Source organism: Dyadobacter luteus (genome assembly GCF_003383615.1).
Classification (GTDB): domain Bacteria; phylum Bacteroidota; class Bacteroidia; order Cytophagales; family Spirosomataceae; genus Dyadobacter; species Dyadobacter luteus.
In genome coordinates this window covers 15532-29438 of sequence record NZ_QNUL01000023.1, presented here as the reverse complement: position 1 = coordinate 29438, position 13907 = coordinate 15532, and the positions used below count along the sequence as shown (strand labels likewise).

12 protein-coding genes are annotated in these 13907 nt (G+C 42.3%); 7 read left to right on the top strand and 5 right to left on the bottom strand.

Annotation, left to right across the window (positions count from 1 at the left end):
- The first annotated feature begins 96 nt into the window (after nt 1-96).
- Entirely contained in the window at nt 97-1965 is a 1869-nt protein-coding gene (locus tag DSL64_RS21920) for a gamma-glutamyltransferase family protein (protein ID WP_115833084.1), read from the top strand.
- A gap of 298 nt (nt 1966-2263) precedes the next feature.
- Here the strand turns inward: DSL64_RS21920 and DSL64_RS21915 are convergent, their stop codons facing one another.
- The gene (locus tag DSL64_RS21915) at nt 2264-2779 is read right to left on the bottom strand and encodes a YcxB family protein (protein ID WP_115833083.1); all 516 of its coding nucleotides are present in this window, start codon (nt 2777-2779) and stop codon (nt 2264-2266) included.
- Between the two features lie 201 nt (nt 2780-2980).
- On the opposite strand from DSL64_RS21915, the gene DSL64_RS21910 reads away from it, so the two are divergent.
- From DSL64_RS21910 to DSL64_RS21900, 3 genes are all read left to right on the top strand, one after another.
- Nucleotides 2981-3520, top strand: coding sequence for an RNA polymerase sigma-70 factor (locus DSL64_RS21910; protein ID WP_115833082.1), 540 nt, complete (start codon nt 2981-2983; stop codon nt 3518-3520).
- Nucleotides 3521-3605: 85 nt separating this feature from the next.
- Nucleotides 3606-4292 carry a hypothetical protein gene (locus DSL64_RS21905; protein ID WP_115833081.1) on the top strand — a complete coding sequence of 229 codons (687 nt, stop codon included), beginning with the start codon at nt 3606-3608 and terminating at the stop codon, nt 4290-4292.
- Between the two features lie 11 nt (nt 4293-4303).
- Nucleotides 4304-5512 (top strand): DUF4374 domain-containing protein, encoded by a 1209-nt coding sequence (locus DSL64_RS21900; protein ID WP_115833080.1) that lies wholly within the window; start codon nt 4304-4306, stop codon nt 5510-5512.
- Between the two features lie 443 nt (nt 5513-5955).
- Here the strand turns inward: DSL64_RS21900 and DSL64_RS21895 are convergent, their stop codons facing one another.
- Nucleotides 5956-6387 carry a hypothetical protein gene (locus DSL64_RS21895; protein WP_115833079.1) on the bottom strand — a complete coding sequence of 144 codons (432 nt, stop codon included), beginning with the start codon at nt 6385-6387 and terminating at the stop codon, nt 5956-5958.
- Nucleotides 6388-6673: 286 nt separating this feature from the next.
- Between DSL64_RS21895 and DSL64_RS21890 the strand changes: the two genes are divergently transcribed.
- The gene (locus tag DSL64_RS21890) at nt 6674-7435 is read left to right on the top strand and encodes a peptidase associated/transthyretin-like domain-containing protein (RefSeq protein WP_115833078.1); all 762 of its coding nucleotides are present in this window, start codon (nt 6674-6676) and stop codon (nt 7433-7435) included.
- Nucleotides 7436-7797: 362 nt separating this feature from the next.
- Here the strand turns inward: DSL64_RS21890 and DSL64_RS21885 are convergent, their stop codons facing one another.
- Nucleotides 7798-8721 (bottom strand): bestrophin family protein, encoded by a 924-nt coding sequence (locus DSL64_RS21885; protein WP_115833077.1) that lies wholly within the window; start codon nt 8719-8721, stop codon nt 7798-7800.
- 345 nt (nt 8722-9066) lie between these two features.
- Between DSL64_RS21885 and DSL64_RS21880 the strand changes: the two genes are divergently transcribed.
- Entirely contained in the window at nt 9067-9393 is a 327-nt protein-coding gene (locus DSL64_RS21880) for a PadR family transcriptional regulator (RefSeq protein WP_115833076.1), read from the top strand.
- Nucleotides 9390-12032 (top strand): ABC transporter permease, encoded by a 2643-nt coding sequence (locus DSL64_RS21875; protein ID WP_199539465.1) that lies wholly within the window; start codon nt 9390-9392, stop codon nt 12030-12032. The genes DSL64_RS21880 and DSL64_RS21875 overlap by 4 nt, the downstream gene beginning before the upstream one ends.
- A gap of 71 nt (nt 12033-12103) precedes the next feature.
- Here the strand turns inward: DSL64_RS21875 and DSL64_RS21870 are convergent, their stop codons facing one another.
- A complete protein-coding gene (locus tag DSL64_RS21870) occupies nt 12104-13036 on the bottom strand; it encodes an EamA family transporter (RefSeq protein ID WP_115833075.1) in 933 nt (310 codons plus the stop codon).
- 133 nt (nt 13037-13169) lie between these two features.
- The gene (locus tag DSL64_RS21865; RefSeq protein ID WP_115833074.1) at nt 13170-13763 is read right to left on the bottom strand and encodes a Crp/Fnr family transcriptional regulator; all 594 of its coding nucleotides are present in this window, start codon (nt 13761-13763) and stop codon (nt 13170-13172) included.
- Between the last annotated feature and the right edge of the window lie 144 nt (nt 13764-13907).

Here is a 13907-nt window from a genome sequence, read left to right as displayed (position 1 = left end):
CCATTTTTTCGTTACTTTTATGTCCTTACAACCTCCACACTCCGCATATCATTCTGCATTATTATATTTTCACCAAATATTACTAACCGTTAATCTATGAAGAAAAAATTATTACTGTTGACATTAACCCTGTGTAGCTTTCAGTTATTAAGCTTTGGCCAATCTTTCAACAATTTCCCCGTTACCACACAAAAACCGCCACTTCACGCAAAACATTGGATGGCGATTACCGGAAAACCACTGGCTGCCACATCGGGGGCTATGATATTCAGCAAAGGAGGGAATGCTATTGACGCTTCCTGCGCAATGCTGGCATCTACCTGCACCATGTGGGATGTGTTGAGTTGGGGAGGAGAAACGCAGGCGCTCATCTATAATCCAAAGACAAAAAAAGTGATTGCCATCAACGCAATGGGCGTAGCGCCTACAGGAGCAACTGCGGATTTTTTTAAGAACAAAGGCATGAAATACCCGCCGGAATACGGTCCGCTGGCAGCTACTACGCCCGGAACCGCAGGCGGACTCATGACAATGCTGGCCGAATATGGTACCATGAGTTTGAAAGAAGTACTCGCACCGGCTATGCAACTTGCCTCTGGCTACCCTATTGAAGCACAAACTGCCAATTCTATCGAAAAAGGAAAAGACAAGATCAAACAGTGGCCCTATTCGGCAAAGGTATTCCTGACTCACCCAGGAGAAAAGCGTGAAGCACCGGATGCCGGCGAAATATTTGTTCAGAAGGATTTACTGGCTACACTTCAGAAACTGGTTGATACAGAGGCAGCAGCATTGAAAAAAGGCAAATCACGAAAGGAAGCGATTTACGCGGCCTATGATCGTTTTTACAAAGGAGATATTGCCAAAGAAATTGCACGAAGCACCCAGGAACAAGGCGGATTGATCACCGAACAGGATATGGCTAACTGGAAAGTGAAAATTGAGGAACCGCTGATGACCAATTACAAAGGGATTGAAGTTTATAAAATGCAACCCTGGACACAAGGCCCTTTTATGCTGCAGGCGCTCAATATGCTTGAAAACTTTGATTTGAAAAGTATGGGTTACAACTCATCCCGTTATGTTCATACTTTGTATCAAACAATGAATCTGGCATTTGCTGACCGTGATTTTTACTACGGCGACCCCGCATTTGCTCCTGAGGAACCAATGAAAGGACTGTTGTCGAAGGAATATGCCAAAGAACGTATTAAACAAATCAACTGGGAAAAGAACGACCCAAAAGTATTACCCGGCGATCCTTACCCATTTGAAGGGAAGACAAATCCATTTGCCCACCAGATCAAGAACTGGGGTAATTTCCAGGCAAATACAAAAAGGAACACAAACGGACTGGATGAGAAATACATGGAGGAATTTACGGCCGGCACCACTTCTGTTGAAGCTGCGGACGAAGAGGGCTGGGTAGTTTCGATCACGCCAAGCGGAGGCTGGGTACCCGCGTGCATTGCAGGTAATACAGGTGTTGGTTTAAGTCAGCGTATGCAGTCTTTTGTGCTCGACCCACGTGAAAATCCTTTTAATGTGGTAGAACCAGGTAAGCGTCCGCGTGTTACGCTCACACCAAGTCTGGCTTTGAAAGACGGAAAGCCCTTCCTTTCTTTTGCAAAGCAGGCTGGTGACGAGCAGGATCAGTTGCTCCTACAGTTCTTCTTAAATGTAGTTGAATTTGGTATGACTGTGCAGGAAGCGGCAGAAGCGCCCAGTTTCAAAACGTTGCAAATGTATGCCAGCTTCGGGGCTCATGAGAAAGATCCGGGCGGGTTAATCCTGAACGAACAAATGCCCGATTGGACCCGCAAAGAATTGTCCAGAATGGGTTATAAGAATTCCTATCAACCCCGTACCAGCGGACCAATTAACGCCATTTATTTCGACTGGATACATGGCAGCATGTGGGGAGGATCCAGTAACCATGGGGAAGACTACGGAATAGGCTGGTAAGTTTAATCCTTATTTTTTTCTACCACGGATACACGAATAAAGCACGGATTTGACCTTTCAGTATGAAAAGTTCGTGATAATTTGTGTATCCGTGGTCAACTTCTAATCTGCCACTGATGCACGAATAAATCACGGATATGATGTACGTAAATAAACAAATTCGTGAAGATTCGTGTATTCGTGGCCAATTAAACTCTTGACACAGATCTACTAATAGAGCACTAATTTGATTTTTTGCAGATATAAAAATTCGTGATAATCTGTGTATCCGTGGCAATAATCCATTTCCATTACCTCATCACTTCCATTTTACTTTTGGTCCTACCACACCTTCCAGTAAATTTCTGAACTCCGCTACATCCTCGGTGGTAAATGCCCTCTTCGGCATAATATTGGCAGAAGCTTCAGTGGGCTTGACAAGAAAAAAATCTGCCGTCTCAACAATGGAATGAAATTTCTCCCATTCCATAAAGTTTGAGAAAGACTCACCTTTCATCCTGAATCCATTTCCATCCATTCTTACCTTCACCTCCTGTACAAAAGGATTTTTAGTTTTGATGAGATTCGGCACCTGTATTTTCGCAGTAATCTCGGACAAAAAGGTAAGATATACACCCATCAGCAATGGAAACAAGTACGACATGCTGAAGTAGTAGATTCCATTTACGAGATTGACAGTAGTGGTAAATACCATTACCACCATCAGGAAAACTCCTAAACCTCTCAGAATTTTGGTGATCAGCCTGGAGCTGTTATTCTGCACTAAACCTTTGTAAACTTCCTTTTCTGTTAATTTATATTCGATTTGCACCATAGATGAGAGAATGAACGTAAAATGTTAATGCAAGATAAAGTGTAGCTCTGCAACAGCAAAGTTCCTCAATCTAAAATATCCCTGTGAACCACTGCGGTTTATATCTGAATCTAAAAATCAGATTAAAAAAGATGGAAATCTTATTTGGACTTGTTTTAAACAAGATGCTATATTTGCTGTCAGTTCGAATTCAGTCTTCCCATGAGCGATCCAATTATTCAATCTTCTCCATTCCGCATTGATGAGTCATCCTTCCGGCAGATTTACCTGCAATACTGGGATAAGGTCTTTGCTGTCTGCTACAACAACCTCAATGACAGTGAGGTGGCGAGGGGAATGGTTCAGGAGATTTTCAAGTCACTTTGGGAAAGAAAAGATGAACTGGAAATCACCACTTCAGTTGAGCGGTATCTGGTACGCTCAGCTAAATTCAAGGTATTTGAGTACATAAGAAATACAACCAGCCGTCGTGAACATGACGAAAAAGCGTTGGCAGATTACTGTAATCATTCTCACTGTACTGAAAACGAGATCATGTACAATAGTCTGAAAAGCAAAGTAGATACGCTGGTGGACACACTCCCCTGCCAATGCCGCAATGTGTATAAAATGAGCCGGGAACAGGGACTAACGAACCGCGAAATTGCATCTAATCTGTTAATCTCTGAAAGAGCTGTAGAATATCACATTTCAAGGGCATTATCTACGCTTAAAGCCAATCTTTCTGAATACTTGTCCTAGTTTTTTACCCTGCACATTCGGTAAAATCTTTTTTATGCTACTTTTACTTAAAAGTGGGTCGATATAGCATTGCAAAAGACTATCCATGAAGGTCACCAGAGAACTTATAGAAAAATATCACGCGGGAAAGTGTACGCCGGAGGAAATGCTCATGGTAGAGGAATGGCTTCTCGACGACGAAGCTGAGGAAGAGTTTATTGCTCCGAAAGCGACAGATCGTAAAACGCTGAGAGATGCTATTTGGGAAGATCTCCAGGCAGAAATAAAATCTTTTGAGCCGGAAAAGACTTCAATCAGCAAATCGTCGTTTTCGGTCAGGTCAATTCCATTCTGGAAACTTGCTGTGGCAGCTGCGGCAGTGTTCATTTTGGGCACCTTTCTGTATAACTCCAAACAGCAGGCTTCGGTAGACGAAGTATTTGTTCTCAAAAATTCCTCTGATACTACAAATAAAAATGTCAGCGAAAGCCTGTACACCATTAGCCTCGCCCCGAAGAGCAATATAGAGATAGACAATAGTACGGGTAATATAGATTTTTGCGGCGCTGTCCTCATCAATCCCAAGCGGGATATCGAATTTACTATCCAGGGTACTTGTGCAGCACCTGATGAACAAAAGGAAAAACTGTTCCTGAAAAAAGGCCAGAATTATATAGCGCTGAACTACAACAGCCCGGAAAATGAAAATGAAATGATCATTCTCGAAGAAGGATCACTCACAAGTCTCCCACCTGTCGTAAAGCGGCAACTGATGGAGCAGTTCAACATCTGACAATCTATTCAATGACCCCTCGCACTATTTTACTACTTTCTTTATCATTCTTATTTTTTTCAATTGTTGGCTGCAAGCAAAGTAATCATGAGGATGCCTCATCAAAAAAGTACAGCATTTATGCGGGATTAAAGAATGGGCAGGACTTTCTGGTGACTACAGATACCATAGACTCTGGCATAATTGACCCTGAAAAACAAGGAGTATTGGCTGACCCTCAGCGTATTTTCCATGATCTTATTGTAAGAGACGGACATTACTACCGTCTTGATCAGCGCACGGGCATGTTCAGCGAATCGACAATATCTGATGGATTGTTCAAAGAAAATAAATCCGTCAAAATCGAAGGCTTCAACGATATTGAAAATTATAACTGGATCAGTAAAGATACGCTGATGCTGATTGGGTACGAAGAAAAAAGCAAGAAGGCAAGGTATGCCAAAATCAATGTGCAACATATGAGTGTCGTCCAAAACGAACTCCCCATTCCAAGGCCTTTTGGCAACTATAACTGGATGTCGATAGGTTTTAGCAAGTTCTTCGACAACAAGCTTTTTGTGGGATACTGCTACCACAGCACTACCAATCTGCACAGCTATACCACCAGCGACACACTTTACACTGAGGTGATCAGTTATCCTGAAATGAAATCTGTTAATCGGCTGAAAGACACGCGTACCACCTATCCCGGTGGTATTAATTCGGCGATGGAAAGTTTCTTCACTGATGAAAGCGGGGATTTTTACTTTCTGGCATGCCCTGGCATTGCTACAGGTAATGTTCCGGAAAAGTCCACAGGTATTCTCAGAATAAAAAAGGCTGATAACCAGATTGACCCTGACTATTTTTTCAACATATCCGCCTCTCCTATTCAGAACCATGGTTACGGGCTATGGTATCTGGGAAAAGGCAGAGCAATCGTACGAACCGAACGTAAGGGAGTGTTCACCGGCGTGAACGACCATTGGAAGGTTCCTCATTTTGACTATTATGTCCTTGACCTGATTAAGCAAACTACCAGAAGACTGGAACTTCCTCTTGACAAAGGAACCAGGAAACAGTGCGTTCTGGTAGAAAATGGGATCGCACATATCGCCATCAATTCAGATAAAGAAGGAAGTGCTGTTTGGATCTACAATCCGGAAAACGAAAGTTTAAAAAAGGGTCTGCAACTTGCAGGAGAAATCAACTACTTTTTGCGCTTGGAGAGGCTGAATTGAGCAGAAACTTATCCCCAATTGAGTGATAGTGTTTGCAAAGCCCTTCGACAGGGTGACAGGAAATGATAACTCATTAAGTAGAAACATCTGTCAGGCTGAGCCTATCGAAATCCCGGAACTTTCTTTTTATTAAACCGGAACTTTCTTTTTATTTAATTAGTACTGATGCTTTAAGTTTTACTCATCAAATAGGTTCCATTGTTCTGCGACATTTTGATTGATTTGACATTCAGTAATAAGCTCTTTTGATGGAGTTTTGTCGAACACAGATATGCCCACTATTTGCATAATCTCATAGATCGAGAGGTTGCTTTTCAAAGTATGTTTGAGATAAGCTACTATAAAATATGTACTTATCGCGACCCAAACATGAATATTGACTACATTTTCAGAATGGTCCCAGAGCGTTTTTATGGTCTGATTTTGCCGACTCGGCCTTAAAACTATCTTACCCTTACGTATTTACCGGTTATTCCATTGCACCACGCTATTGTCATCTGATCGCCTACTTGAGTAATGGCTACATCAGGACACATCATGCAGTCAACATATGCACAATTCGGGTTTACAGGCACCTGTCTGACCGGTTTAATTTCGAACAGTACGCCGTTAACTTTAAATTCTGTAATCGGGCAACATGAACCGTAGCCCTCTGAAAGCATAACACCATCGAAGCGTATAGAGAATTCGTTATTGGGGACATCCTCCATGTCTCCAGGCTGAATGATTATTGAATCACCTCGCATATACTGCATTTCGAGCATTTTCCATTTCCCTACAATACCCGCAATTTCCTTTGCAGGCTCCGGATCCTTATTTCTGTTGCACGCGGTAAACAGCACAAAAAATAAAAAGCATAGCAGTAATTGTCTCATAATATTTCAGTTTAATAAAAGAGACGCGGGAAGGCATTGAAACGTTGGAACGCAGTTTTGATTTCGCTGAAATAAATCCAATACACCGCTAGTTTACCAAACTGCATTTTGCCGCCAACTCTATTACTTTCAACGGTTTTTTAAAACCGCTTAGTTTATACAAATAACATGACAGATTGAAAGATATATAACGATTTATATCACTGATAATTTCTATATAATATTTCAAAACTTATTCCGTTAATCAGATAGTAATGAGTATCCAGGTTCACAACAACCTTCTTTTATGAAAGCTACCCTTTACCTTCTACTCTGTGCTTCTGCACTATTATCATCTTGCAAGAAAGAGTCAAACAATGTTGATCCTCAAACTGCTCTGGAACGCTCAACAGGATCAATCATCGGATTGAATGATCAGGGAAGATTATTAGGACCTTTAAGCGGAGTAACCGTTACAGTTGAAAATTCAAATCCTGTTATTTCTGCAATTACTGATGATGAGGGCTTTTTTGAACTACCAAAGATCGAAAATCAGGATTTAATTACCTTGGTTTATTCAAAAGAAGGATTTGGTGATTACAAAGAATATTTTACCTGGTCACGATTTGACAGCATACAGAAAGGATTTAATAAAACAACTGTAATGTTTCACCAAACCAGTCCCGTTATTGTAAATTCACTTTCCAGCACAGTAGGCGGAGACACGCTATTTGTGTCGTGTAATGTCTCTTTCACCGGAGATAGCAAAGAAAGGTATGTCCGCTTCTTTCGTCAGGATACAGAAGATGTATCACCTGATCGCATTTCAAATCTGGTGCGCGACGTTTCCAGTTCCATTAAAGTTCGTAACGGCGACAATAATCTCAGGTTTAGCATATCTGCTGTGAAGGATTGTAGTAAATACAATACAGGCGATACGATCTACATGAAAGCTTACGGAGATACTGAACATATTTATTATTACTCCGACCCTACATCCCAAAAACTTGTTTTCCCGGCGACAAATCGTCAGGGAAAGGAAGATATCATTTCATTTAAGATTCAGTAAATTCTTCGGAAAATATTGAATTCAAGCGACCCTGAGTTAAAGATCAGTACGTATATATTTTTAAAATATAAACCACTGATCTTTTTTATTTACTAAGCAACAGCTCGCTGATTTTTACAAAAAAAACGTTCCGTCTGAATGCCCAACTTTATTCTTTCCCCAGTCAATTATTAATCCAATTTATGATCAGGTTGACAAATTCTTTCTCAGAACAACCCTGTATGTCCATTGAAATACTAGTCCCTCGTTGATTCCAGTATAAAATCCTGGTGAAAACACCCTTTGTAATATTCAAGCAAGTTAGCTACAAAAACATAGCGCTATTTTAGCTCACAATTAGCCCAAATTTTGCTATATTCCTATCAATCAAATACATGACCAGCAGAGAGCGCCGGTATCTGCTCAGGTAAGGGTTTTCCTACAATTTCAAGCAGCGTTGTCTCGATCATTCTGCACATGGCATTCAAAGCCAGATCGTTCGGCTCAGTACCGAAAGGTTCTTCCAACTCATCTGCAATGGCTTCGAAGGCAACAAAAGTATAGCCGATAAAGACTGTAATCAGCGGTGTGATCCAACCCAGACTGTCAACTAAACCGAATGGAAGCAGAAAGCAATACAGATAGACAGTCCTGTGCAGCAGAACCTGGTAGGTATAAGGGATAGGTGTGGATGCGATTCTTTCACAACCTCCCACTATATCTGAGAGTTTATTCAAATTTCCATCCATAGCGACCTGGCTTATGGAGTCGAAACCAGGCATAATGCGCGCTTTTTGAATCCAATTTCCCAACTCGATCATCAACACGATCGGTTTGTATTTAGCTTCTGTTATGCTATGGGCAAGTTCACCTGGCAATAATCTCTGAAGATCTTCACTGGCAGAAGTATTTCTCAGCTGATGTTTCAGACAATAAGTGAAAGCGATCAGTATGTTGATAAACGCTAAAACCTGCTCATCATTCTTGCTGTGCCCGGTCAGCGTAATAGCCTGACGTGCCAAAGACCGGGTATCATTCAACAGCGCTCCCCAAAGTTTTCTCCCCTCCCAGAACCTGTCGTAGCTGGCACTATTCCGGAATCCCAGAAACAGGGCCAGTGCTATACCAAAGATAGTAAACGGCGCAGGACTGAGCGGCACCTTATATTCGTAAAGGGTTCCTTTCAGATATACGATCAGAACAGACAATAAAAACAATACACCCAGCCTGGGCAGCAACTGAGGTAAAACAGAGCCGTGCCACACAAAAAACATTCTGAACCAATGCTGTTTCTTTCTTAAAATCATCTCATTTGTTTGCCGGGTACAGCTTCCGTTACACCCTGTGCAAAGTTAAAATTGCTATTTACTTCAATTAAGTGATGTTTTTTGATTAATGCTACAAATACCTTTTGAATCAGAAGACGCTTTGTGTAACCAACTGATTAGAACAGCACTCGCTGACTTACCCTAGAATCTTCCGTGTCCATAATTTTTAATCCATCAGATCTTTCAGGTCGTCCAAAGGTGAACGACAGGTGTTCACAAGTGAACATTTTTTTCGAACGAAAGCCGCTTCCAGGCGTATTAGTTCACTTTTGTTCAGCCGGCAAGGTATTTGTCAGACATTTATATAACTAATACATAGTCGTCATGAAAGGCACTTATCTGGGGGAGTTCGAAGAAGTAGTTTTATTGGCCGTTGCCATCCGTACAGGTGATGCCTACGGAGCAGCTGTCGTCCAGGAAATCGAACAGCAATCTGAGCGGAATGTGAACCTGGGTGCTGTACATACTGCGTTGCACCGACTCGAAGAAAAGGGTTTGGTAAAATCAGAAATGGGGGGAGCAACCTCTGAACGGGGCGGGCGCAGTAAGAGACTATACACAGTCACTGTGGCTGGCGGCCACGCACTGGAGGAAATCAGGCAGGTTCGTAACAGGATGTGGAACACTATTCCAAAAATGAGCTGGTCATGAATCAACAGAATAAATTCCGGCCAACCCCGCCCCGTTGGGCAGTATTACTGCTGCAATGGCTGTGCCCTGCGGATCTGAGCAATGAGCTGGAAGGCGACCTCGAAGAACTTTTCAGCCGGCGTGTTACTACCACAGGGTTACGTGAGGCAAAATGGCGTTATATAAAAGACGTATTCAGTTTGCTAAAACCTCTGATAATCACATCCAAACCAAGCCCATACCCAAAACAAAGCCATACAGTTATGCTATACAACTATCTTAAAATTGCGCTTCGTAACCTTACCAAAAGCCCGGTTTATTCCACAATCAATATTGTTGGTTTATCTGTAGGTATCGCTACCACTTTGCTGATCAGTTTATGGATAAACGATGAGCTCAGCTTCAATAAATATCATCGTAACTATGAGCGCATTGCAAGGGTTATGCAGCATCAAACCTACAATGGCACTACCAGTACAACCCCGGCCACTCCCCTCCCCATGAACCAAGCTCTGCAAAATGAGCATGGAGGTGAATTCAGCGCTATTGCAAATTCCTCATGGACAGAAGATCGCACACTGGCGTTCGGGGACAAAAAAATTTCCAGAAAAGGAAACTGCGTAGAACCTGCATTTCCTGATATGATGTCGCTCAACATATTGAAAGGCACCGCTTCCGAACTCAAAAATCCCAACACTGCGCTACTTTCGAAATCTACAGCCGATGCCCTTTTTGGTGATCAGAATCCGATTAATCAACTCATTACAGTCGACAATAAGAGTCATTTCAAAGTAGCGGGAATATATCAGGACCTACCTCATTCGACTGAATTTGCTGATATATCCTTTCTTCTTCCATGGGCGTATTATTTGCAGGAAGAGCCATGGGTCAAGAGATCGGAATTGAATTGGGGAAATAACTCTTTTCTATTGTTTGTTCAAATTGCTCCTCATGTCAGCTTCGAAGGTGTGAACTCAAAAATTGAAAAGATAAAAATGAGGCATGCCAAAGATGAGGCAAGATTTGATCCCAAAGCTTTCCTACACCCGATGAGCAAATGGCACCTGTATTCGGAATGGGACAACGGTGTTCAGGTTCGGGGAAGGATTCAATTTGTATGGTTGTTTGGTATCATCGGGGGATTTGTGCTTCTGTTGGCGTGCATCAATTTTATGAACCTTTCTACGGCACGCTCACAAAAACGCGCTAAGGAGGTCGGTATTCGCAAGACAGTAGGCTCCGTACGCAGCCAGCTAATTGCTCAGTTTTTCACAGAGTCGATCATGACGGCTGTGTTCGCTTTTTTGCTTGCCATTCTGTTGGCGCAGCTATCACTACCCCTGTTCAATCAGATTGCAGGTAAAAAAATAACCTTACCGTGGGCGGATACTCAAAGCTGGTTAATTGGTTTCGGCTTCACACTGTTAACAGGTTTAATTGCCGGCAGCTATCCCGCGCTGTATTTATCAGGCTTTAAGCCAGTAAAAGTACTGAAAGGTGCTGGTTCGGCTCTTGTCCTTGCGTCAGGCAGATTCGCTGCTATCCCCCGTCAGACTCTGGTGATTCTGCAATTTACAGTTTCTATTACCCTTGTAATCGGAACACTCGTGGTACTGCGCCAGATTCAACATGCCAAAAACAGACCTGTCGGCTTTCAAACTGCTGGCCTTATTTCGGTATTGATGAATACTCCCGACTTGAAGAAAAATGCCGATGCTCTTGGGAAAGAGCTTTTACAATCAGGAGCGGTGATTAACATTGCAAAATCATCAAGCCCTGCCAGCGAAGTTTGGAGCACCGATGCGAGTTTTAGCTGGCCCGGCAAAGATCCTGATCAATTGGGCGATCTGGGAACCTTGGGCATAACACATGACTACGGCAAAACAGTAGGTTGGCAAATCAAACAAGGCAGGGATTTCAATCGCAGCTTCTCTACTGATTCCTCGGCAATGATCCTGAATGAAAGTGCTGCCAGATTCATGGGACTAAAGCAAACTATAGGAACCAAGGTTCAATGGAACGATAATAAATACACTATCATAGGAATAATTCAGGACGTTGTCACAGGATCTCCTTTCATGCCTGTTCAGCCCGCAGTATTTATGCTCAAAGAGAATTGGACATCATTTTTACAAATCCGTTTGAATCCGGAGATGAATGCCAGCCAGGCACTTTCAGTAATTGAGCCGGTCTTCAAGAAATTCAATCCCGGTAGTCCTTTCGATTACAAGTTCGCCAGTGCAGAATATGACATGAAGTTTCGCTCTGAAAACAGAATAGGGCAACTTTCAACCATCTTTGCTTCCTTAGCCATATTCATCAGTTGCCTGGGACTGTTCGGATTGTCTTCGTTTGCCGCAGAGCAACGACAGAAAGAAATTGGAATCCGTAAAGTTCTGGGAGCTTCTGTTACCAGCTTATGGCAAATGCTTTCAAAAGATTACCTGATTCTGGTTACGATCGCCTGTGTAATCGCAATACCGATTGCCTTCACGCTCATGCAACATTGGCTGCAGCAATACACATATAAAACAACGCTCTCATGGTGGATCTTTGCATCAGCTATACTTGGAGCTGTTGTGATCACTCTCTTTACTGTAAGCTATCAGTCAATCAGAGCAGCGATGTTAAATCCGGTGAAGACCTTGCGCAGTGAATGAGAATAAGCATGTAAGCTATGAGAGAGCACGAAATAGGCTACCTCATAGCTTACGTAAAACGCTAAAGCTTACTACAAATTCTGGTCAGTCAAAACCAAATCAGGACTTGAATTTCTTTTACTCCGGCTTTTCAGATTCATTAGTATGACTGCGAGCAGAATTAGTACAACTCCACTCCACTGAATTAGACTCACGGCTTCACCAAGAAGAAAATGTGCCATCAGTATCGATACAGGGATTTCTACTGAAGCTATGATCGCACCCAGTCCCATTCCTATCAAAGGAACCCCTCTTGTAAAAAGTAATGGTGGAAGAATGGTGCCGAAAAGCGAAAGCAGCAGCCCCCATCTCCAGAAAATCGGGTAGGAAAAAGACCGGTTGATAGATCCGTGAAAGATAACGGCAATGATAATCAAACCTCCCAGAATCAAAAACAAGCTTCTTTTTTGTGATGGAAAATGAAGTGCGACATTATTGGAAGCGTACATGGAAGCCGTATAGGATACTGCCGCCATCAACCCCCATCCAAAGCCGATCCAGCTGACATTTACTGATTGACCCAGCAAGTTGGTTGCCATTACAGTTCCCGCAAGTATGATAAAAACTGCCGCTGTTTTTCTTAAACCCGGTAGTTTTTTGTGCAAAATCATTTCAACAATCACACCCATCCACACTGTCTGCATCAGCAGCACAATCCCAACGCTAACCGGAATGTACTGCACAGACATGTAATAGAAAATACTGGTTAAGCCCATAGAAGTTCCGGCAAAAATCAGTTTCAAAATACTGCGAAAATCAGTGGTTGTACGCTGAGAAGACTCCCGTTTTGCACTAAACAAACTCAGAACGAAGAGCCCCGCAAATCCTAGTAAGAATTGTGATAATGTCACCTCTGCAGTAGTGAATCCCTGCTTATATGCCATTTTCACAAAGGTTGCCAGCATTCCGTAACTCGAAGCACCCAGTGCGACCAGCATGCTCCCTTTGATAATATTATTTTTCATTTTATAAGTACTTAATTTACAAAAGCTTCCTGACCGAATTTCAGTCTGTAAAGCTTTAATTCCAACCCGAATTCCGGATCAAATGTAGATGAAAAGACCAGGATAGTTCTTTACATATGTTGAGAGAAGATGATTATAATTCCGCTCTGATACGGCTGAGCTGTGTAGGTGTGATCGCCAGGTAAGATGCAATATGATGGAGTTTTAACCGTGGAATCAGATCTGGATGCTCTCTTTCAAATTGCTCGTAGCGCTGTTTGGCGGTTTGAGACTTAAGCGTAATTTCTTCAAATTCCTTCTCTATTACCCAGTGCCGCTCCATGTATTTAATATAGAATGCAGCCACATCACTGTATTGTTCTGTCAACGCTTTGAAGCCCTGAAACGAATAGCTGATCACCTGGCAATCTTCCAAAGCTTGTATGGTAAACCTGCCCGGTTCCTGTTTCAGAATAGCGCTGTTGGAAGCGACCAGAGAATTTTCAGGAAAGAATTTTTTGATAACCTTGTCGCCCTTCTCATTCAGATATTCATAGGCAAACAAGCCCTTTCTGACGAAAACAATCTCTTTGGGAACAACACCTGCTTCAAGAAGAAAACTGCCCTTCCCGACCTGCGACTCTTTTAATATTTCAGACCATGCCTCCTTCGAACGTGCTGAAAGGAGTGCGTAGCTTTCTATAAAATTCCAAAATTCATCCATTACCTGCAAAGGTAGCGCTTTCATGCTTACACCTTTAAGCACACGAATTTTCTACATCAGTTCCGGAGAGCATCTTATAACAGCAAGTCAGACGTTACATTTTTAACAATATTTTTTACAAGAATACAACTATTTGATTACCAATGCTGTCTATTAAATCTAACTGAA